The organism is Arthrobacter sp. AOP36-F1-5, from assembly GCF_058137995.1.
On the sequence record NZ_CM176892.1, the window covers coordinates 1,799,372 to 1,819,934 of the forward strand.

At 67.8% G+C, this 20,563-nt stretch carries 18 protein-coding genes; 2 read left to right on the forward strand and 16 right to left on the reverse strand.

All coding sequences use genetic code 11. The features are described 5' to 3' along the window. Positions 1-13 precede the first annotated feature (13 nt). The 10 genes from cobA to AC3ZI9_RS08250 form a co-directional block, all read right to left on the reverse strand. The gene (gene cobA / locus AC3ZI9_RS08205; RefSeq protein WP_444553670.1) at positions 14-1,270 is read right to left on the reverse strand and encodes a uroporphyrinogen-III C-methyltransferase; all 1,257 of its coding nucleotides are present in this window, start codon (positions 1,268-1,270) and stop codon (positions 14-16) included. Then, positions 1,267-2,163 carry an ABC transporter permease gene (locus AC3ZI9_RS08210; RefSeq protein ID WP_444553671.1) on the reverse strand — a complete coding sequence of 299 codons (897 nt, stop codon included), beginning with the start codon at positions 2,161-2,163 and terminating at the stop codon, positions 1,267-1,269. The genes cobA and AC3ZI9_RS08210 overlap by 4 nt, the downstream gene beginning before the upstream one ends. Next, entirely contained in the window at positions 2,150-2,947 is a 798-nt protein-coding gene (locus AC3ZI9_RS08215; protein WP_444553672.1) for an ABC transporter ATP-binding protein, read from the reverse strand. Before AC3ZI9_RS08215 ends, AC3ZI9_RS08210 begins: the two co-directional genes overlap by 14 nt. Beyond that, positions 2,944-4,062, reverse strand: a complete 1,119-nt coding sequence (locus AC3ZI9_RS08220) for an ABC transporter substrate-binding protein (protein ID WP_444566907.1) — start codon at positions 4,060-4,062, stop codon at positions 2,944-2,946. The genes AC3ZI9_RS08215 and AC3ZI9_RS08220 overlap by 4 nt, the downstream gene beginning before the upstream one ends. Further along, complete coding sequence (locus tag AC3ZI9_RS08225) at positions 4,059-5,399, reverse strand: sulfate adenylyltransferase subunit 1 (protein WP_444561673.1); 1,341 nt, start codon at positions 5,397-5,399, stop codon at positions 4,059-4,061. Before AC3ZI9_RS08225 ends, AC3ZI9_RS08220 begins: the two co-directional genes overlap by 4 nt. Continuing rightward, a complete protein-coding gene (gene cysD, locus AC3ZI9_RS08230) occupies positions 5,399-6,361 on the reverse strand; it encodes a sulfate adenylyltransferase subunit CysD (protein ID WP_444561672.1) in 963 nt (320 codons plus the stop codon). Before cysD ends, AC3ZI9_RS08225 begins: the two co-directional genes overlap by 1 nt. Positions 6,362-6,421: 60 nt before the next feature. Continuing rightward, positions 6,422-7,132 (reverse strand): phosphoadenylyl-sulfate reductase, encoded by a 711-nt coding sequence (locus AC3ZI9_RS08235; RefSeq protein ID WP_444553676.1) that lies wholly within the window; start codon positions 7,130-7,132, stop codon positions 6,422-6,424. Then, a complete protein-coding gene (locus AC3ZI9_RS08240; protein WP_444561671.1) occupies positions 7,129-8,847 on the reverse strand; it encodes a nitrite/sulfite reductase in 1,719 nt (572 codons plus the stop codon). The genes AC3ZI9_RS08235 and AC3ZI9_RS08240 overlap by 4 nt, the downstream gene beginning before the upstream one ends. 76 nt (positions 8,848-8,923) lie before the next feature. Next, positions 8,924-9,655, reverse strand: coding sequence for a sirohydrochlorin chelatase (locus tag AC3ZI9_RS08245; protein WP_444553765.1), 732 nt, complete (start codon positions 9,653-9,655; stop codon positions 8,924-8,926). After that, complete coding sequence (locus AC3ZI9_RS08250) at positions 9,655-10,422, reverse strand: SDR family oxidoreductase (RefSeq protein ID WP_444553678.1); 768 nt, start codon at positions 10,420-10,422, stop codon at positions 9,655-9,657. Before AC3ZI9_RS08250 ends, AC3ZI9_RS08245 begins: the two co-directional genes overlap by 1 nt. A 148-nt stretch (positions 10,423-10,570) precedes the next feature. Between AC3ZI9_RS08250 and AC3ZI9_RS08255 the strand changes: the two genes are divergently transcribed. Continuing rightward, entirely contained in the window at positions 10,571-12,184 is a 1,614-nt protein-coding gene (locus AC3ZI9_RS08255) for a carboxylesterase/lipase family protein (protein WP_489923433.1), read from the forward strand. Positions 12,185-12,253: 69 nt separating this feature from the next. On the opposite strand, the gene AC3ZI9_RS08260 is transcribed toward AC3ZI9_RS08255, so the two are convergent. After that, a complete protein-coding gene (locus tag AC3ZI9_RS08260) occupies positions 12,254-12,610 on the reverse strand; it encodes a DUF488 domain-containing protein (protein WP_444553680.1) in 357 nt (118 codons plus the stop codon). A gap of 115 nt (positions 12,611-12,725) precedes the next feature. Here AC3ZI9_RS08260 and valS point away from each other — a divergent pair, with 115 nt between their 5' ends. Continuing rightward, positions 12,726-15,392, forward strand: a complete 2,667-nt coding sequence (valS, locus tag AC3ZI9_RS08265) for a valine--tRNA ligase (RefSeq protein ID WP_444553681.1) — start codon at positions 12,726-12,728, stop codon at positions 15,390-15,392. On the opposite strand, the gene AC3ZI9_RS08270 is transcribed toward valS, so the two are convergent. The 5 genes from AC3ZI9_RS08270 to tig form a co-directional block, all read right to left on the reverse strand. Beyond that, entirely contained in the window at positions 15,379-16,023 is a 645-nt protein-coding gene (locus AC3ZI9_RS08270; RefSeq protein WP_444553682.1) for a mycothiol-dependent nitroreductase Rv2466c family protein, read from the reverse strand. The two genes, valS and AC3ZI9_RS08270, sit on opposite strands and share 14 nt — an antisense overlap. A gap of 79 nt (positions 16,024-16,102) precedes the next feature. After that, complete coding sequence (gene clpX / locus AC3ZI9_RS08275; RefSeq protein WP_444553683.1) at positions 16,103-17,395, reverse strand: ATP-dependent Clp protease ATP-binding subunit ClpX; 1,293 nt, start codon at positions 17,393-17,395, stop codon at positions 16,103-16,105. A 157-nt stretch (positions 17,396-17,552) separates the two neighbouring features. Further along, a complete protein-coding gene (locus tag AC3ZI9_RS08280) occupies positions 17,553-18,215 on the reverse strand; it encodes an ATP-dependent Clp protease proteolytic subunit (protein WP_444553684.1) in 663 nt (220 codons plus the stop codon). 46 nt (positions 18,216-18,261) lie between these two features. Then, positions 18,262-18,855 (reverse strand): ATP-dependent Clp protease proteolytic subunit, encoded by a 594-nt coding sequence (locus tag AC3ZI9_RS08285; RefSeq protein WP_444553766.1) that lies wholly within the window; start codon positions 18,853-18,855, stop codon positions 18,262-18,264. Between the two features lie 288 nt (positions 18,856-19,143). Continuing rightward, on the reverse strand, positions 19,144-20,517 hold the full coding sequence (gene tig, locus AC3ZI9_RS08290) for a trigger factor (RefSeq protein WP_443348794.1): 1,374 nt from the start codon (positions 20,515-20,517) through the stop codon (positions 19,144-19,146). Positions 20,518-20,563 lie beyond the last annotated feature (46 nt).

The window sequence follows — 20,563 nt, forward strand, 5'->3', positions numbered from 1 at the left end:
CTCCTTGGGTGGTTCAGACGGCCAGGCTGGCCGCGGGGGCAGGAACGGCAACTGTGTCGGGGGTGTAGGTACTCAGGTTCACGACGTCTCCGATGACGATGACCGCCGGGTTGGCCACGCGGCGTGCGGCGGCCTGGTCGGTGATCGTGGCCAGGGTGCCGATGGTCACGCGTTGGTCGACGGTCCAGCCGCTTTCGATGATGGCCACCGGGGTGTCGGGCCCCAGCCCGCGCCGGCCCAGGGTGGCTACGGACTCGGCGAGCCGGCGGACCCCCATCAGCAGCACGAGCGTGTGGTCGCTGCGGGCCGGCAGATCAGCCAGTTCATCGTGTCCGGTGGCCACGGTGAATCCTGCGGCGACCCCCCGATGGGTCACCGGGATCCCGGCGGCTGCCGGGACCGACAGGGCACTGGTCACCCCGGGAACGACCTCCACTGCGAGCCCGTGGCCCCGGCAGTGCTCTGCCTCCTCTCCCCCGCGCCCGAAGACGAAGGGGTCCCCGCCCTTGAGCCGGACCACGAGGTTCCCGGCCCGGGCCTGGCCCACCAGCAGGTCGTTGATCTGGTCCTGGGTGGCGGTATGGGCGCCGGGGGCCTTGCCGACCTCGATGACCCGGACGTCCGGGCCCAGTTCCTCGAGCAGGGCGCGTGGACCCAGCCGATCGGCGACCACGACGTCCGCCTCGGCCAGCAGCTGGCGTCCGCGCACGGTGATCAGCCCGCTCTCCCCCGGTCCGCCGCCGACCAGCGCCACCCGACCGGCCGGCGTCGTGCCCTGTTCCTGTGCAGCGCGGGGGCGGAAGCGTCGCCATGGCAGGAGTCCTGTCTGGGCGGCCACCCGGATCGCAGTGCGGATTCGTCCGGCCCGCCGCGGATCACCATCGGTGTTCACGGCCACCACGACCTCGTCGATCCGGGCCACCGCAGGCGTGAAGACCGTCGAGGTGCGATGGTTCGAGGCGTTGACGCACCAGAGGCGTGCCTTCTCGGCATCGGAAGCCACCGCGGAGTCCACCGCAGGGTCTCCCGTGGCGGTGTGGACGAACCAGGTGTCCTTCAGGTCGGTGGCGCGGTAGGGCCGGGGGTGCCAGTCGAGGAGCCCGGCGGCATGAAGCCGGCGGATCCCCTCCACCGCGTCGGGGGCGACCACGGTGACCCGGGCCCCGGCATCGAGCAGTGCCTTGAGGCGTCGTTCGCTCACGGGGCCGGCACCGACGAGCAGGACGCGGCGTCCGAGCAGGCGCAGAGAAGTGGGATACAGGTCGTTCATTTCGCTCCTGAGGTCAATAGGCCGCGGCGTTGGAGCAGACGGCGTTGGATGGGTGAGAAGACGAGCAGTTCGACGATGATGCCCACGCTGAGGATGACCAGGATCGCGGCCATCACCAGCGCCATGCTGGACAGATCACGGCCTTGTTGGAGCATCGAGCCCAGGCCGAAGCCGATGCTCCCGCCCACGGCGATGATCTCGGCGGCCATGAGCGAACGCCAGGAGAAGGCCCAGCCTTGTTTCAGCCCACCCAGATAGGCAGGCAGCGCCGCGGGCAGGGTGATCAGCAGGGTCTGTTGGCGCCGGGTGGCGCCGAGTACGGTGCCCACCGATCCGTAGTGCGGGGGGATCTGGTCGATTCCCGAGAGCAGCCCGTTCACGATCGAGGGCGTCGCGCCCATGAGGACCACGAAGTACACGGTCGCGTCGGTGAGCCCGAACCAGATGATGGCTGCCGGCACCCAGGCGACCGACGGCAGGACCTGGAGCCCGGAGACCAGGGGCCCCAGGGCGGCACGCAACGTGGCCGACTGGGCGAGCAGCAGGGCCAGTGGGGTGGCGATGGCCACGCTGATGGCAAAACCCGTCACGCCCCGGCCCAGCGAGGTGGCCACCGCATTTTGGAGGGTGCCATCCAGGAGGGCATCGCCCATGCCCGCAGCGACGGCTCCCGGTCCGGGGAACAGGTCGGGGCGTTTGAGGCCGCTCCAGGACAGGATCTGCCAGAGGCAGATGAGCACGAGCAGGGCCGCCGCCGGAAGCAGAACGGTCCCGAGGTCGCGTCGGGTGGCTGGTGCTGGCATCGGCAGCCGGTCCGGACCTGCCTCCGGGCCGGCGGGTTCCGTGGGATCAGGCCCTGTGGCGGGACGTTCCACGGTGTCAGGGGTGGGCATGGCCGCTGATCTCCTGTCGTAGCTGCCGGGTGATTTCTTCGGTCAGTGCGGCGGTCGCCGCCGGGTTCCTGCGTACCTCTGGTCCCACCTGCCATTGCCGGGCGATCCGGCCTGGCCGGCAGGAGAACAGGATGACGCGTTGGCCCAGCCGGACGGCCTCTCGGACGTTGTGGGTCACGAAGACGATGGTCCGGCCGGTGGAGGTCCACACGCGATCGAGTTCCTCATGCAGCAGGTCACGGGTGATGGCATCCAACGCGCCGAAGGGCTCATCCATCAGCAGCAGTTCGCGGTCCTGGGCCAGGGCCCTGGCCAGCGCGGTGCGTTGGCGCATCCCGCCGGAGAGCTGGTGGGGGCGCCGTTCGCCCACCCCTGCCAGGTGGACCAGTTCCAACAGGGCGTCCGCCAGTGCCCGGCGTTCGGCCCGGGGAACCCCGCGCAGCCGCAGCGCCAGTTCCACATTGGCCCGGGCACTGAGCCAGGGCAGCAGGGAGGCGTCCTGGAACATGAAGGCCGCCCCGTCGGAGGGGACCTGGACCGTTCCTGCGGTGGGGAGCTGGAGACCGGCCAGGATCTGCAGCAGCGTGGACTTCCCGCAGCCCGAGGCGCCCAGCAGGCAGACGAACTCGCCGCGGGCGATCGTGGTGCTGATCCCGTCCAGGACCGTTGGCCCCGCGGCGTAGGACGTGCCGAGCCCGTCGAGCACCACGGACGCCGGTGGGCCGGCCGGGGCCGACGGTTCGGTGCCGGTGCCGGGGTCTTCATCCAGGACGCTGGTGGTCATCGTCTCGTTCCTTTCGGTGGGGTGGTGTCCGGGTCGAAGAGGCCGTCCAAGGATCCGTCCCGGGTCACTCCGGCGGCGACCCCCTGCTCCAGGAGCCGGTCGAAGGCGCCCGGGAACGGGTCGGTGGTGAAGTCGGTGGTGTCCAGGGCCCGGGCCAGCACCTCATCGGGCAGCCGGGCCCCCGCGGCGTCTTCGATCCCTGCGTTGATCGTTTCGGCCCGTTCGGCCGCGTCCGCCTCCTGCAGCCAGGAAACGGCCTCGGCGTTTCCTGCCACGAGTGCGGTGACCGTGTCCGGGTGCTTGGCGGCGAAGTCGGCGTCGACCACCAGGACCGTGCTGGGGAAGTGGCCAGGGCGTGCGGTCGGGGACCCGTCCCGCAGATCACGTTCGTCGACCAGGACCCGGGCCCCGGCTTCGAGCACCAGACGCGAGGCCCATGGTTCGGGCAGCCACGCCCCGTCGATCCGGCCGGCCTTGAACAGGGCGAGGGCCCGGCTGTTGTCGGTGGGGTTGATGTCCACGTCCCCCGACCCGTCGGCGGCCACCACATATCCCTGGTCAGCCAACCAGCTGCGTAGGGCGACGTCCTGTGTGCCCCCGAGTTGCGGGCTGGCCAGGACCGTTCCCCGCAGCCGGGCCGGTGAGGTGATGTCCTGGCGCACCACCAGTTGGGCGCCCCCGGAGGTGGCCCCGGCCACGACCTTCAGTGACCGTCCGGCACTGGAGGTGTAGGAGCCGATGGCCGGGGTGGGTCCCAGGTAGGCGGCGTCGATGGCCCCGGCGTTCAGGGCCTCCACCGCCGCCGGGCCGGCGTTGAAGACCTGGGTGCGAAGCCCGGTCCCGTCCGCCGCCAGTTCCCGGGCCAGGAATCCGCGCTGGATGCCCACCAAGGCCGGGGCGTGGGTGACGTTGCCGAAATATCCCAGCCGCAGCTGCGAGGCGGGGTTTCCCTCCCCGCCCGGGCCTCCCCCGGCCGGCTCGGCGGCGGCCGCCGGACCGAAGGGGGCGGGAACCCAGAGTGTGGCCAGGGCGGCGCCGACCAGCAGGGCCAGGGCCACGGTGGAGCCGATCATCCGCCGTCGGGCACGGCGAGGCCCGGGGCCACCGGCGTTCACGAGGAGATCACCAGTCCGGCGGCCACGGTGTTGCCGGTCTGCGGATCGATGACCAGCAGGGACCCGGCCCGACGATTGGCCGCGTAGTCCTCCACCGGCAGTTCGGCGGCGACACTGAGGCCCACGCTGCCGATGTCGTTGAGTTCGAGCGTGTCGGCGGGAACGAGGGCGGAGGTTTCCAGATCCAGGAGCCCCTCGACGCTGGTGACCAGGCCGCGGACGGTGGCGGTGCCGTGCTTGATCAGCACCTTGGCCCCGGGGGCAAGCGGTTCCTGGCCGAGCCAGCACAGCCGGGCCGCGAACTCCCGGCGGGGCGTGGCCACGGGGCCGGAGACGATGGTGTCCCCGCGGCTGATGTCCACGTCGTCACCCAGTCGCAGCGCCACCGATGCCGGGGCGGCCGCCGCCTGACGGGGGCCGTCGGCGGTGTCGATGCCTTCGATCGTGGTGTTGCGCGGTGGTTGGCCGGAGGACAGGACGCTCACGCTGTCCCCGAGGCCGATGCTGCCGGAACTCACTTGTCCGGCATAGGCCCGGTAGTCGCGGTAGTCCTCCGCGGCGAGCCCGGGGGCCAAGGCTCCCTGCGGTCGCAGCACGGTTTGCACGGGGAACCTGAAGGGCAGGCCGAGCTCGGTGACTTCGTCCTGGGTGGGGAGGGTTTCCAGCAGTCCGAGCAGGGTCGGACCGGTGTACCAGTCGGTGAGTTCGGAGGGCACCGCGATGTTGTCGCCGAGCAGGGCAGACACCGGAACGGCCCGTGCCCCGGTGATCCCCAGCCGTTCGGAGACGGCCAGAACCTCGCGTTCGATGTCCTCGAAGACCTCCCGGGAGTAGTCGACCAGGTCGATCTTGTTCACCGCCACGATCACGTGCGCCGTGCGCAGCAGCGCCAGCACGCTCAGATGCCGTCGGGTTTGTTCCAGCACCCCCTTGCGGGCGTCGATGAGGACGACGACGGCGTCCGCGGTGGAGGCCCCGGTGACCGTGTTGCGGGTGTACTGCACGTGTCCGGGGCAGTCGGCAAGGATGAAGCTGCGCCGGTCGGTGGCGAAGTAGCGGTAGGCGACATCGATGGTGATCCCCTGCTCGCGTTCGGCACGGAGCCCGTCGGTCAGCAGGGCCAGGTCCAGTCCGCCGTCGGCGCCGCCGAAACCGCGTTCGGTGGAGGTGCGGGCCACCGCCTCGAGCTGGTCGGCCAGGATGGCCTTCGCGTCATGGAGCAGCCGGCCCACCAGGGTTGATTTGCCGTCGTCGACGGAGCCGGCGGTGGCGAAACGGAACAGGGTCCCGGTCGCTGCGGACTCGCCGGGGCCTTCTTCGATCAGGGTGGTGCTCATTAGAAATACCCGTCCTTCTTGCGGTCTTCCATGGCCGCTTCGGAGATCCTGTCGTCGGCGCGGGTGGCCCCGCGTTCGGTGAGCGTGGAGGCGGCCACTTCGGCCACCACCGCGGCGACGGTGGCGGCGTCGGAGAGCACCGCCCCGGTGCAGGACATGTCCCCCACCGTCCGGTACCTGACCGTGCGGCGGACGATGTCCTCGCCCTGGCGGGCCGGGGAGAATTCGCCGACGGCCCGCCACATGCCCTCGCGGTGGTACACCTCGCGTTCGTGGGCGTAGTAGATGCCCGGCAGTTCGATGCCTTCACGTTCGATGTAGCGCCAGATGTCCAGTTCGGTCCAGTTGCTGATCGGGAAGGCCCGCACATGGTGTCCGGGGCGGTGCCGGCCGTTGTACAGGTTCCACAGTTCGGGCCGCTGGTTGCGGGGGTCCCACTGGCCGAACTCGTCCCGCAGGGACAGGATGCGTTCCTTGGCGCGGGCCTTGTCCTCGTCACGGCGTCCGCCGCCGAAGACGGCGTCGAACCGGTGCCCGGCAATGGCGTCCAGCAGCGGGGTGGTCTGCAGCGGATTGCGGGTGCCGTCGGCGCGTTCGACCAGCTCACCGGAGTCGATGTACTCCTGCACGCTGGCGACCTCCAGCCTCAGTCCCCGCTGGATGACGGTGCGGTCCCGGAACGCCAGGACCTCCGCGAAGTTGTGGCCGGTGTCCACGTGCAGCAGCGGGAAGGGCACCCGGCCGGGCCAGAAGGCCTTCGCCGCGAGGTGGAGCATGACCACGGAGTCCTTGCCGCCGGAGAAGAGCATGGCCGGGCGGTCGAATTCGGCGACGACCTCGCGGATGATGTGGATGGATTCGGCCTCGAGGGCGTCGAGGACCTGTCGGGGGCCTGCCGGGCCGTCCGCGGGGACCGAGGCGCCGGCGTCCCGCGGATGGGCCACGTCCTGGGTGATGGTCATGGGGTGTTCCTCCCTGGGGAGTCGAAGGGTTCGTGGGGGCTGGCCGGGTGGGGGCCGGGGTCAGACATGGATGCCGCATTCGGTTTTGGTTTGTCCCGACCAGCGGCCCGCCCGCGGGTCCTCGCCGGGGGCGACCTTGCCGGTGCAGGGCCGGCATCCGATCGAGGGGTACCCCTGGTCCAACAGCACATTGCGTGGGAGCCGGTTTCGGGTGGAGTAGTCGTTCAGTTCCTTGGCGCTCCATCCGGCCAGGGGGTTCACCTTCACCAACGAGTGGGCTTCATCGAAGTCGACCAACGGGGTGTTCGTGCGGGTGGGGGCCTCATCGCGCCGCACCCCGGTGAACCAGAGCCGGTAGCCGGCCAGGGCACGGTTCAACGGGTCCACCTTGCGCAGGGCGCAGCATCGGCCCGGATCGGTGGCGAAGAGGTCCCGTCCTTCGGTGGCGTCCTGGTCGGCGACGCCCTGTTCGGGCCTGACGTCCACGACGTTCACCTCGAGTGAGCGGGCGACCTCGTCCCGGGTGTCCAGCGTCTGGGCGAAGTGGTAGCCGGTGTCCAGGAACAGGACGTCGATCCCGGGAAGCGTTCCGGAGACCAGATGCGGCAGCACGGCGTCGGCCATGGAACAGGCGACGGCGGCTTCGGCGGTGGAGAAGTGCCGGGCCACCCAGGCCAGGACGTCCTCGCTGGCGGCGTCGAAGCCGAGTTCGGCCGCTCCGCTGCTGGCCAGCTCGCGCAACGCTGCGGTGCCCGTGGACGGCCCGCTCATCGCAGGCTCCCGTCGTCGGCCCGATGGGCCCAGGCCGCGAAGGTCTCCCCCGTGGCGGATTCGTCGGCATAGGTGCGCACGAGCCGTTCGACATACCCGGGCAGGTCGTCGGCGGCGACCTTGAGCCCGCGAACGGTGCGGCCCAGACCGGCTTCCTCCCGGGTCTCATCCGCCAGGCCGCCGCCCAGGTGGACCTGGAAACCAGCCTTCTGGCCGCCCTCCCCGTCGGGCAGGAGCTGGCCCTTGAGCCCGATGTCGGCGGTCTGGACGCGGGCGCAGGAGTTGGGGCAGCCGTTGACGTGGAGGCTGAGTTTGCGCGGCATCTTCCCTTCAAGATCCGCCAGTCGTTCCTCCAGGCTGTCCACGGCGGCCGCCGCCGTGTCCTTGGTGTCCACGATGGCCAGCTTGCAGAATTCGATGCCGGTGCAGGCGATCGCGGACCGGCGCACCACGGAGGGCCGGGTTTCGAGTCCGAGCTCCCGCAGCCCGGTGATCACCGCTTCGACGTCGTCCTCCTGGATGTCCAGGACGACGATCTTCTGGTGGGGGGTGGTGCGCAGACGGGCGGATCCGTGGCGTTCCAGCAGTCCGGCCAGCCCGGTCAGCCGGGTTCCGGAGAGCCGGCCCATGCTGGTGGTGGCCCCGAGGTAGAAGAGTCCGTCCTTCTGCCGGTGCACCCCGCTGTGGTCCCCGGGCACGTTGGTGGGTTCGGGGGCCGGACCGTCGGGCAGCGCATGGCCGAGGTACTCGCGTTCGAGCACCTCGCGGAACTTCGCAGGGCCCCAATCGGCCATGAGGTATTTCAGCCTCGCCTTGTTCCGGAGCCGGCGGTATCCGTAGTCACGGAAGATCCCCACGACGCCTTCCCAGACGGCGGCGGCCTGGTCGGGGGCGACGAAGGCCCCGAGTCGTTCGGCCAGCCGTCCGTTGGTGGACAGTCCGCCGCCGACCCACAGGTCGTAGCCGGCCCCGAGTCCGGGGTGGCGGACCCCGACCAGGGAGATGTCGTTGATCTCGTGGACGACGTCCAGGGAAGGGTGTCCGGTGATCGCGGTCTTGAACTTCCGTGGCAGGTTCGAATACAGCGGGTTGCCGATGTAGCGTTCGGCGATCTCCTCGATGGCCGGGGTGGGGTCCAGGATCTCGTCGGCGGCGATCCCGGCCACCGGGGAGCCGAGGATGACACGGGGGACGTCGCCGCAGGCTTCGGTGGTGTGCAGGCCGACGGATTCCAGTCGCCTCCAGATTTCGGGGACGTCACGAACATCGACCCAGTGCAGTTGGATGTTCTGCCGGTCGGTGACATCGGCGGTGTCGCGGGCGAATTCGGTGGAGATGGAACCGATGACGCGCAGTTGTTCGGTGCTCAGGGCGCCGCCGTCGATGCGTACCCGCATCATGAAGTAGCGGTCCTCGAGTTCGTGCGGTTCAAGGGTGGCGGTCTTCCCGCCGTCGATCCCGGGTTTGCGTTGGGTGTAGAGACCCCACCAGCGGAATCGGCCGTGCAGGTCCTCGGGGTCGATCGAGTCGAAACCCTCCCGGGCGTAGATGGTCTCGATCCGTTCGCGGACGTTGAGCCCGTCGTCGTGCTGCTTCCATTCCTCGTTGGGGTTCAGCGGGGTGGTCCCGTCGACTTTCCATTGGCCCTGGGGCCTGGTCGGTGGGCGGGACCTGGAGGGCCCGGGGGTTGGCTGGGTATCGGTTGCCTGAGTCATGGCTGCGAGCCTAGGGCGGGGTTTTCACCGCTGTCGCGCCCGCCGGTCATCAGCCGACACGTTGCTTTTCGTGACCTCAGCCGGCCTCGAAATCAGCCTCCGACAGGGCACTGTGAAGTCTTGCGGCGACACATTCGGCGATCGTGACGTCCGGGAGCAATGGTGCGGTCACATAATTTGCCCCGGCGCCGCCGAGGCGTTCCTGGAAGAATCCCGGCGCCAACAGATAGGACACGACGCCGACCCGGACTCCGGGGGTTTGCCGTCCCGCCTGCTCCACCGCATCCTCCACCCGGGGGTCGGCCGCCGAGCAGAACGCGGCCTGGACCGGGGCCCCCAGGGCCGCTGCCAGGGTCCCGGCGCTGTCCCGGGCCTGCTGTTGGCCCGAAGGCACGCGGGTCCCTGCCGAGGCGAGCACCACGGCGTCGTCGGGGCCCCATCCGGCCTCGGCCAGGCGGCGGGCCATCACCCCGGCCAGCCGGGGATCGGCCCCGATGGGCTCCGCTGCGATGGTGTTCGTCCTGGAGGCGACGGCCTCGGCCACGTCGACGCCGGTGTGGATTCCCAGCGAGAGCAGCAGCGGCAGCACCACCGCCGCCTCCCCGTCGGGGAGCTGTCCCAGGACCCTGGGCAGGTCCGGGTCCTGGACGTCGACGTAGGCCTCATGGACCTGCACCGACCAGCCATCCTCGGCGTGCTGGTCGTCCACCAGTCCTGCGACCTGGGCCCGGAGCTGGTCGATGAGCTGGCGCCCGCGGGGATCATCGGTGCCGTGGGCGCAGGCGATCACGTGCAGTGGGCGGCGCATCACGTGGTGCGGATCATCTTGTGGTTGGCGGCCTGGGCCACGGGACGGACAACGATCTGGTCGAGGTTGATGTGATGCGGCAGGGCCACCGAATACAGCACGACGTCGGCGACATCCTCTCCGGTCAGCGGTTTCTCCACCCCGGCATAGACCTGGTCGGCCGCCTGCTGGTCCCCTCCCAGCCGGTTGAGCGCGAATTCCTCGGTGTGCACCAGACCGGGCACGACCTCGATCACCCGGATGTTGTTTTCGGCCTCCTCGAGCCGCAGCGCCTGGGTCAGCCCCTGTTGGGCGAACTTCGCGGCGTTGTATCCGCCCCCACCCTCGTAGCCGCCCAGAGCCGCCGTGGAGGTCAGGTTCAGGATCGTCCCCTCGCCGTCGGCCCGGAGCATGGGCAGGAACGCCCGGATCATGTTCATGGTGCCCACCACGTTGACCCGGTACATCCAGTCCCAGTCGGCGCTCTTAGCCGTACCGATCCGGTCGACCCCCCGGGCGCCGCCGGCGATGTTGATCAGGGTGTCGATCCCTCCGGATCCGGCGACCACGGCCAGCAGGGCCGCGACGTCGTCCGCGTCGGTGACATCGGCGACGACCGGGGTGATCCCCGTGTCCCGGGCCAGGGCCTCGAGCCGTTCCGCCCGGCGGGCCACCGCATAGACCGTCCAGCCCTCGGCCGCGAGCCGACGGGCCGTGGCCTCGCCGATCCCGCTGCTGGCACCGGTGACAACTGCTCTTTTCATGGACTGCTGGGTCATTGAGGTCATGCCTCCAGCCTAGCGAGGCCCGGGCCGGAACCCTGCCCCGGCAGCTGTGGACCTCCCGCGTCAACGGTGCAACTCTGGAGGGACAAACCTCCAGTTGGAGGACTGCCGACGCCGGAGGGCGTTGCCACCCCGACGAAAGCGGGCGACCGTGAGGCACCACCGGCATCTGATTCCCCGGCATGACGGGGCCCGACGTTCCCCGGCCCCGGGAGCAACCGGCCTGCCGGATGTCCAGGTGTTCGGCGGAGTGGTCCGCGGCGTGCGGGAAGGCAACGTGCTTTCCTGGCGCGGCATCCCGTATGCGGCGCCGCCGGTGGGGCCACTGAGGTTCCGGGCCCCGGCCCCGCCGTCCGGCTGGAACGGGGTCAGGGACGGCTCCCGGTTCGGGCCGACGGCTCCGCAACCCACCAGGGCCCATCACAGCCGGGCCGGGGCCCCGGACTGGTCCAGCGAGGACTGCTTGAGCCTGAACGTCCAGGCCCCGGTGCCGGCCCTGGCGGATGCGGATTCCCTGCCCGTCATGGTCTTCATCCACGGCGGAGGATACTTCCAGGGCTCTTCGCGCGACTTCTCGGGGCAGGGGGAAGGCTTCGTCGGGACGGGGCGGGCCGTCTACGTCAATTTCAACTACCGTCTGGGCCCCTTGGGATATCTGGATTTCAGCAGGTACTCCACCGCCGAGCGTCCCATCGAGTCCAACCTGGGTCTGCGCGACCAGGTGGCCGCCCTGGAATGGGTCCAGCAGAACATCAGGGCGTTCGGGGGCGACCCGGACCGGGTGACGGTGTTCGGGGAATCGGCGGGAGGGAATGCGGTGACCACCCTCATGGCCACACCGCAGGCCCGGGGGTTGTTCGCCCGCGCCATCGCCCAAAGCGCTCCGGCCGACGCCGTCTACCCTCCGGGGCTCACCGCACGGTGGGCGGAAGAATTCCTGTCGATCCTCGGGGAACAACACCCTGCCAGCTCCCGGCCGGGGCCTGCTACGGACCCGGTGCGGGATCTGCTGCTCAACGGTTCGGTCCCCGATCTGCTCGCCGCCGCCAGGATCCTGCAGGTGCACACCCCGGAGGCCTATCCGGGAGGTTTTTGTTTCGCCCCGGTCATCGACGGACGCTACGTCCCCGAACACCCGATCGACGCGATCGGCAGTGGCCGGGCGGCCCGGGTGCCGCTGATCATCGGGACCAACGATCGAGAGGGATCGGTCTTTCGTGGCCGCTGGGATATCCTGCCCGGTTCCCCCTCGCGCATCGCGGGGGTCTTTTCCCGCTCCCCCCGGGAGACCTGGTCCCAGATGCACGCCGCCTATCCCGGACTTCCCGAATCCAGGACGGCGGCGGACTTCGGTGGGGATTACGGGTTCTGGTATCCCTCCACCCGGGTGGCCGACCTGCACTCGCGCTTCGCACCGGTCCACGTCTACCGCTTCGACTTCGCCCCGCGGCTGCTGAAGATCGTCGGTCTGGACGCCACCCACGGGGTGGAGATGTTCGCCCTCTTCGACCGCACCGACGTGCCCTTGGCGCGGATGATCACCTCACTGGGAGGCCGGGAGGCCTATGCCCGCGCCGGGCAGCGGATGCGCGGGCGGTGGCTCAGGTTCGCCGAATCGGGCACCACCTCTGCGACGTGGCCGCCCTACGACGAGGCGACGAGGTCGACCCTGATCATCGAAAGCACCGACCACGTGGAGAATGATCCGCGCCGCCGGCGCCGAATGGCCTGGAGCGCGTTCATGCCCCGACCCGACCAGCCGTAGAGCCCGGCCCGGGCCCCGGAGGATGAGCCGTCACCCGGGGCGTGAGTACCCCCTGGGGGCTGCGGCTGCTCAGAGGTTTTCGTCCAGGAACTCCAACAGGACCACGGCATTATTATGTTCCTCGTCCTTGGTGGCATAGACGAGGACGACGTCGTCCTTGTCCTTGACCAGCTCCAGCAGGCGTTCGGCCTCCTCGGTGGCCGGACCGTCCTCGAGTTCGGCGATGTACTGTTCACGGAATTCCTCGAACCGGTGCTCGCGGTGGTTGAACCAGGCCCGCAGTTCCGCCGAGGGGGCGACTTCCTTGGCCCATTCGTCGAGCTCGGCGTCCTCCTTGGCGATGCCTCGGGGCCACAGCCGATCAATCAGGATCCTGTAGCCGCCGTCCGGGGCCGAGTAGGCCCGCTGCATTCTGATCTTGCCCATGACTCGATGGTAGGCCGAATCCTTCCGTGCTGCTCGTCGCCTCCGGACCTTGTGGATGACCAGGAGGCAGGGGAATGGAATCGGGGCTGACCTGCCGACATGGAATACTGGTCCCATGGCTGAACAGAACTTGGGCACAGACACGCCCGCGACCGTAAGCGTCCCCGACAAACCGGCACTGGAGGGCCTGGAAGCCAGGCTCGGACAGCGCTGGCGTGACGAGGGAACCTACGCCTTCAACCCCGAGACCACCCGCGATCAGGTCTACTCCATCGACACTCCCCCGCCCACGGCGTCGGGCTCCCTGCACGTGGGACACATGTTCTCCTACACGCAGACCGACGTGTTGGCCCGGTACCAGCGCATGCGAGGCAAGAACGTCTTCTACCCCATGGGGTGGGACGACAACGGCTTGCCGACCGAACGCCGCGTGCAGAACTTCTACGGGGTGCGCTGCGATCCCAAGACCGCCTACGACCCGGCCTACCGTCCCCCGGAAAAGCCGGCGAAGAACCAGCGTGATTGGGACGTCGTCTCCCGACGGACGTTCATCGAGCTGTGCGAGGAGCTGGCCGTCCAGGACGAGAAGGTCTTCGAGCACCTCTTCAGCACCCTCGGCCTGTCGGTGGACTGGAACCTGACCTACCGCACCATCGACGACACCTCCCGTGCCGTGTCCCAGCGGGCCTTCCTGCGCAACCTGACCGATGGCGACGCCTACATGGCCGAGGCACCGACGCTATGGGACGTCACCTTCCGCACCGCCGTGGCCCAGGCCGAACTCGAGGACCGCGAAGTCGACGGAGCCTACTACCGGTTCCCGTTCTTCGCCGAGGACGGCACCGAGATCCACATCGAGACGACCCGTCCCGAATTGCTGGCCGCCTGTGCCGCGCTAGTGGCCAACCCCGATGACGAGCGCTACCAGCCACTGTTCGGCAAGAAGGTCACCTCCCCGCTCTTCGGCGTCGAAGTCGAGGTGCATCCGCACCATTTGGCCAAGGCCGACAAGGGCTCGGGCATTGCCATGGTCTGCACCTTCGGCGACCTGACCGACGTCACCTGGTGGCGCGAACTGCAGTTGCCCACCCGCGCCATCATCGGCCGGGATGGCCGCATCCAGGGCCAGGCCCCCGAGTGGATCACCTCCGAGGCCGGGCGCGAGGCCTTCTCCCTGCTGGCCGGCAAGACCGTGTTCTCCGCGAAGGAAGCCGTGGCGTCGATGCTGGTCGATGCAGATCTGCTCGACGGCGAACCCCGCAAGATCACCCATCCGGTGAACTTCTTCGAAAAGGGCGATAAGCCCCTCGAGGTCGTCAGCTCGCGCCAGTGGTACATCCGCAATGGCGGACGGGATGCGGAGCGTCGCGAACGCATGATCGCCCGCGGCCAGGAGATCGAGTTCCACCCGGAATTCATGCGCTCGCGCTACACGAACTGGGTCAATGGGCTCAACGGCGACTGGCTGGTCTCCCGGCAGCGCTTCTTCGGTGTGCCGATCCCCGTCTGGTACCCGTTGGATGCCCAGGGCAACCCGGACTACGAGCATCCGCTCGTCCCCGACGATGCCCAGTTGCCGGTGGACCCGGTGGCCGAAACGGCTCCGGGCTATACGGCGGACCAGCGGGACGTCCCCGGCGGCTTCACCGGGGATGCGGATGTCCTCGACACCTGGGCGACCTCTTCGCTGACCCCGCAGATCGTGGGCCGGTGGAGCCGCGACGATGAATTCTTCGCCAAGGTCTTCCCCTTCGACCTGCGTCCCCAGGCCCACGACATCATCCGTACCTGGCTCTTCTCCACCGCGGTGCGCGGCGATGCCCTGCACGATTGCGCCCCGTGGAAGCATGCGGCGATCTCCGGGTGGATCCTGGACCCGGACCGCAAGAAGATGTCCAAGTCCAAGGGCAACGTCGTGGTCCCCACCGATGTCCTGAACGACTTCGGGGCCGACGCCGTGCGCTATTGGGCCGCATCGGCGAAGCTGGGCGCCGATACCGCCTACGAGGTCGCGCAGATGAAGATCGGCCGCAGGCTGTCGATCAAGATCCTCAACGCCTCCAAGTTCGTGTTGAATCTCGGGGCCACCCAGGCCAACGTCCTGGACGGTGATGCCCACCTGATCATCAATGGTCTGGACCGGTCGCTGCTGGCCCGCCTCTCGGAGGTCATCGAGGAGGCCGAACGCGCCTTCGGGATCTACGACTACGCCCGGGCCCTGGACATCGTGGAGACGTTCTTCTGGTCGTTCACCGACGACTACGTCGAACTGATCAAGGACCGGGCCTACGGGGCCCGCGGCGAGGCCGAACAGGCCTCGGTGCTGGCGGCCCTGGCCACCACCTTGGATGCCGTGTTGCGCCTGTTCGCACCGTTCCTGCCCTTCGCTACCGAAGAGGTCTGGAGCTGGTGGCGGACCGGCTCGGTCCACCAGTCGGCCTGGCCGACGAACACCCACCTGACCGGCGCGGTGGAAGGCGCGGACACCGCCGTGCTGCCCACGGTCGGTGACGCCTTGGGCGGGATCCGCAAGTCCAAATCCGAGGCCAAGGTCAAACAGCGCACCCAGGTGCTTTCAGGGGTCGTCCGCGGCCCCGCAGTGATCCTGGACCAGGTCAGGGCCGGACTGGGCGATCTGCTCGCCGCGGGCAACGCAGTGGAGTTGGACCTGCAGGAAGGCGGCGAGGAACTCGTGGTCTCCGATGTGGTGTTGGCCCCCGCCGAGGAGCCGGCCACCACTGTCGGGACCCTACCGGGCCCGGAGGCGCTTAGGACGCATTGACCTGGGAGAACTGCTGACGTTCCTTGGTGAACTGCGGTGCCCCGGTGCGGGTGCGCTTCAGTTCGAAGAAGTACGGGAACGAGGCCAGGGTCACGGAGGCGTCGAAGAGGCGTCCGGCTTCCTCCCCCGAGGGGATCTCGGTGATGACCGGTCCGAAGAAGGCGGTGCCGTTCAGTGCGACGACCGGGGTACCGACCTCCTGGCCCACCAGGGAGATACCCTGCTCGTGGCTGGCCCGCAGGGCCGCATCATGCTCGTCGTTGGCGCCGGCCTGGGCCAGCTCGGCGGGCAGCCCGACACGCTCCAGCGCGCGGGTGATGACCTCGGCGAAGTCCTGGATTCCGGCATAGTGGATGAGTTCACCCATGGCCGTGTAGAGCTCGCCGACGACTTCCTGTCCGTGGGCTTCCGCGGCGGCGATGACGACCCGTACCGGGGCCCACGCGCTGCTCAGTCCCTTAGGGAATTCGCGTTCGACATCTTTGTCCTCGTTCAGGACGGCCAGGCTCATGACATGCCATTGGACTTCGATGTCACGGACCTTCTCCACTTCGAGGATCCATCGCGAGGTGGCCCAGGCGAAGGGGCAAAGCGGGTCGAACCAGAAATCTACGGCCGTGGTCTCGGACAAGGTGTTCCTCCTGAAATCGGTGCATGAACTCGGTGCCGACCCATGACGAGCCTGCCCCGCATTCGGTACAACGACCGGATCAGGCGGACTTATTCCGTCGTTTATTCACTACTTCGGCAGAAATGAGCGTCGGTTCACTCACCCGGGCCACCACTTCGGCGTTGATGACGACCTCGGCGATGTCCTCGCGGCCGGGCAGATCGAACATGATCGATCCCAGGGTCTCCTCGAGGATGGCCCGCAGCCCACGGGCCCCGGTGCCGCGCTCCAACGCCAGATCGGCGATGGCTTCGAGGGCATCGAGTTCGAAGGTCAGTTCCACACCATCGAGGCGGAACATCTTCTGGTACTGCTTCACCAGGGCGTTCTTCGGCTCGGTCAGGATCTTGATCAGGGCCTCGCGGTCCAGGTTCTCCACGGTGGCGATGACCGGCAGGCGCCCGATGAACTCGGGGATCAGACCGAATTTGAGCAGGTCCTCGGGGCGGACATCGGAGTACTTGGCATCCTCGGAGTTCAGTGCGGTCAGCGGCGCCCCGAATCCGATCCCCTTCTGCCCGGCCCGGGAGCCGATGATCTCCTCGAGACCGCCGAAGGCCCCGGCCACGATGAACAGCACGTTCGACGTGTCGATCTGGATGAACTCCTGGTGTGGATGCTTGCGCCCACCCTGGGGCGGGACCGAGGCCACGGTTCCTTCGAGGATCTTCAACAGTGCCTGCTGCACCCCCTCCCCGGACACGTCACGGGTGATGGAGGGGTTCTCGGATTTACGCGAGATCTTGTCGATCTCGTCGATGTAGATGATGCCCTGCTCGGCCTTCTTCACATCGAAGTCCGCGGCCTGCAGGAGCTTGAGCAGGATGTTCTCGACATCCTCACCGACGTAGCCGGCTTCGGTCAGGGCGGTGGCGTCGGCGGCGGCGAAGGGCACATTCAGCCGGCGCGCCATCGTCTGGGCGAGGTAGGTCTTGCCGCAACCGGTGGGCCCGATGAGCAGGATGTTGGACTTGGAGACCTCGACGTCATCCAGGGCATCCACGTCGCCCAGCTGGGCCGCTGCCGTGGAGCCGGTCCCCGATTGGATGCGCTTATAGTGGTTGTACACCGCGACCGACAGCGAACGCTTGGCGCCCTCCTGGCCGATGACATATTCCTGCAGGGAGTCGAAGATCTCGCGGGGACGCGGCAGTTCGAAGTCGGGACCGGCCTCGATCTCGGCCAGCTCCTCCTCCATCAACTCGTTGCACAGCTCGATGCACTCGGTGCAGATGTAAACGCCTGGACCGGCGATGAGCTTGCGGACCTGCTTCTGGCTTTTGCCGCAGAACGAACACTTCAGCAGGTCGGAGCTTTCACCCATACGAGCCATGGTGTTCTTCCCCTAACGTGTTACAGAAACCACACGGCGGACGCCGCATGATGATGTCTAGCTACAACTCTAGGTGAGTTGCCCGACAGAATAGGTGACCGGACGGCCCGTGGTGCGAAAAACCTACGGGACGCCCGGTCACGGCAGCCATCATCGACTACTTGTTGATGGCCTGCTGCTTGATCTTGCGGGGGCTGAGCACCTCGTCGATCAAACCGTATTCCTTGGCCTCGTAGGCGGTCATGAACAGATCGCGTTCGATGTCGTTGCCGACCTGCTCGGGGCTCTTGTGGCTCTGCTCGGACAGCGTGGTCTCCAACCAGGTCCGCATGCGCATGACCTCTTCGGCCTGGATCTGCAGATCGGTGGCCGTGCCGCGTTCCCCGCCGCCCATGGCCGGCTGGTGGATCAGCACGCGCGCGTTGGGCAGTGCCAGGCGCTTGCCGGGGGCACCGGCGGCCAGCAGGACCGCAGCGGCGCTGGCCGCCTGGCCGAGGCAGACGGTCTGGATCTCGGGACGGATGAACATCATCGTGTCGTAGATCGCCGTCATGGCGGTGAAGGACCCGCCCGGTGAGTTGATGTACAAGGTGATGTCACGCTCGGGGTCCATGGACTCCAAGACCAGCAGCTGGGCCATCACGTCGTCGGCCGATGCGTCATCGACCTGGGTGCCGAGGAAGACGATGCGGTCCTCGAACAGCTTGGCGTAGGGGTCCTGGCGCTTGAAGCCGTAGGGAGTGCGTTCTTCGAATGAAGGGAGGATGTAGCGGGCGGACGGCATTTCGCCAGCGGTGCCTTCGTTGCCGGTGTAATTCATGTTCTTCTCCTGGGGGGGTCTGTGGGGATGCTCGTCGGCTGGGTGGCTAGTTCTTGACTCCGCCGCCGCCGGAGACCGTCACGGAGTTCACGGCGATGTGGTCGAAGAAGCCGTACTCCAGGGCCTCGGGGGCCGTGAACCACTTATCGCGGTCGTTGTCCTTGAGGATCGTTTCCAGCGTCTGTCCGGTCTGTTCGGCGGTGAGCTCGGACATGACCTTCTTCATGTGCAGGATCAGTTCGGCCTGGATCCGGATATCGGAGGCCGTGCCGCCGATGCCGCCGGAGGGCTGGTGCATCAGGATCCGTGCGTTCGGGGTCGCGTAACGCTTGCCCTTGGTGCCCGAGGAGAGCAGGAACTGCCCCATCGAGGCGGCCAGCCCGGTGGCCACGGTCACGACGTCGTTCGGGATGTAGTTCATCGTGTCGAAGATCGCCATGCCGGCGGTGATGGAACCACCCGGTGAGTTGATGTACAGGAAGATGTCCTTATCCGGGTCCTCCGCGGAGAGCAGCAGCAACTGGGAGGAGATGGCATTGGCCGACTCGTCGCTCACCTCCGTGCCGAGCCAGATGATGCGCTCCTTCAGGAGTCGGTTGTAGATGTAGTCCTCGCGACTGGCTGCATCGACCGAGGCCATCTTCGGGGTGTGGGATTCCGTCGTCATTTTCGAATACCTCTCCATGGGTGCCATGCGACGTGGCTCTTCCGGCCACGTACGGTAGCGCTTGCTTTCCTTGACACTACTGCAGTCACAACGCGCGCCGCGCCCGCGATCATTCGCTGTTCGCTGATGGCGCATACCCCTGTGACGGGCCCATCGCCCGTGGCTTAACTGCAGGTGCTTTCGGCTTAAAATACGACGGCGGGACCACCCTTTCGGGCAGTCCCGCCGAGGCCGCTCATCGGCGGCTCTACATCGCGGTGGTTACTTGGCGGACTCTGCTGAGTCGGCCGAAGCTGACGATGCCGAGGAGGCGGAAGAATCCGAGGACTCGTCGTCTTCTTCGCCGGCGGGCCGGACGAAGTCCGTCAGGTCGACGTCCTTGCCATCGGTATCGGTGACCTTGGCCAGCTCCAGGACCTTGGCCAGCGCCTTGCGGCGGCGGACCTCACCGATCATCATCGGCACCTGGCCGGCACTGTCGAGCATCTGGGCGAACTGGTTCGGATCCATGCCGTACTGGCTGGAGCTCTGGACGATGTAGTCGATGAGCTCTGACTGCTCGACGCCTACCTCTTCCTTTTCGGCGATCTCGTCGAGGATGACCTCGTTCTGGAAGGCGCGCTCCGTGTTGGTCTTGACCTCGGCGCGGTGCTCCTCGGTGTCGTGCTCTTCACCGGGGTTCTCGCCGCCCTGGGCGAAGTGCTGCTCAACCTGTTCGTTGATCACGGACTCGGGAACCGGAACGGGGACCAGCTCGGTGAGCTTGTCCATGACCTTGTCGCGGGCCTGTACTCCCTGATCGACGAGCTTGGACTCGGCAGCCTTCTGGGTCAGGTCCTCGCGCAGTTCGTCGATGGTGTCGAATTCGGAAGCCAGCTGGGCGAACTCGTCATCTGCGGTCGGGAGCTCGCGCTCCTTGACGGCCTTGATCACGACCTTGACCTGTGCGGTTTCCCCGGCGTGCTCGCCGCCGGCCAGCTTGGTCTCGAAGGTGGCATCCTCATCGGCGGACAGGCCGGTGACTGCTTCGTCGAGGCCATCGAGCATGGTGCCCGAGCCGACCTGGTAGGACAGATCGGTGGCTGCGTCGACCTCATTGCCCTCCACCGTTGCGGTGAGGTCCAAGGTGATGAAGTCCTGGTCGGCCGCGGGACGGTCGACGTTCTTCAGGGTGCCGAAGCGTCCACGCAGTTCGTCCATGGCGGTCTCGACGTCGGCCTCGGTGGCTTCGACGGCGTCGACCTGGACCTCCAGGCCCGAGTACTCCGGCAGTTCGATCTTCGGGCGGATGTCCACCTGGACATCAAAGACCAGGTTGCCCTCGGTGGCCGTCGGCTCCGGGACCTCGGTGATCTCAACCTCGGGGCGGGACAGCGGGACGATCTCCGTCTCACGGACCGCTTCCTGGTAGAACTCGTTGAGCCCGTCGTTGATAGCCGTCTCCAGCACATAGCCGCGGCCGACACGCTGGTCGATCAGGCGGTTCGGGACCTTGCCCTTGCGGAAGCCGGGAACATTGATCTGCTCCGCGATGGACTTGTAGGCCGCGTCGATGTTCGGCTGCAATTCGGTGAGGGGAACCTCGACATTGAGCTTGACCCGGGTGGGCGTGAGGTTTTCGACGGCGCTCTTCACTACGTAGCTCTCCTGAATGATCTGGGCTATAAAGACACTGCACACT

Bases quoted from the DNA above. Each gene is read 5' to 3' on its own strand.
- cobA (WP_444553670.1), bottom strand. From the start codon at position 1,270: ATGAACGACCTGTATCCCACTTCTCTGCGCCTGCTCGGACGCCGCGTC.
- AC3ZI9_RS08210 (WP_444553671.1), bottom strand. From the start codon at position 2,163: ATGCCCACCCCTGACACCGTGGAACGTCCCGCCACAGGGCCTGATCCC.
- AC3ZI9_RS08215 (WP_444553672.1), bottom strand. From the start codon at position 2,947: ATGACCACCAGCGTCCTGGATGAAGACCCCGGCACCGGCACCGAACCG.
- AC3ZI9_RS08225 (WP_444561673.1), bottom strand. From the start codon at position 5,399: ATGAGCACCACCCTGATCGAAGAAGGCCCCGGCGAGTCCGCAGCGACC.
- cysD (WP_444561672.1), bottom strand. From the start codon at position 6,361: ATGACCATCACCCAGGACGTGGCCCATCCGCGGGACGCCGGCGCCTCG.
- AC3ZI9_RS08235 (WP_444553676.1), bottom strand. From the start codon at position 7,132: ATGAGCGGGCCGTCCACGGGCACCGCAGCGTTGCGCGAGCTGGCCAGC.
- AC3ZI9_RS08240 (WP_444561671.1), bottom strand. From the start codon at position 8,847: ATGACTCAGGCAACCGATACCCAGCCAACCCCCGGGCCCTCCAGGTCC.
- AC3ZI9_RS08245 (WP_444553765.1), bottom strand. From the start codon at position 9,655: ATGCGCCGCCCACTGCACGTGATCGCCTGCGCCCACGGCACCGATGAT.
- AC3ZI9_RS08250 (WP_444553678.1), bottom strand. From the start codon at position 10,422: ATGACCTCAATGACCCAGCAGTCCATGAAAAGAGCAGTTGTCACCGGT.
- AC3ZI9_RS08260 (WP_444553680.1), bottom strand. From the start codon at position 12,610: ATGGGCAAGATCAGAATGCAGCGGGCCTACTCGGCCCCGGACGGCGGC.
- valS (WP_444553681.1), top strand. From the start codon at position 12,726: ATGGCTGAACAGAACTTGGGCACAGACACGCCCGCGACCGTAAGCGTC.
- clpX (WP_444553683.1), bottom strand. From the start codon at position 17,395: ATGGCTCGTATGGGTGAAAGCTCCGACCTGCTGAAGTGTTCGTTCTGC.
- AC3ZI9_RS08280 (WP_444553684.1), bottom strand. From the start codon at position 18,215: ATGAATTACACCGGCAACGAAGGCACCGCTGGCGAAATGCCGTCCGCC.
- AC3ZI9_RS08285 (WP_444553766.1), bottom strand. From the start codon at position 18,855: ATGGCCTCGGTCGATGCAGCCAGTCGCGAGGACTACATCTACAACCGA.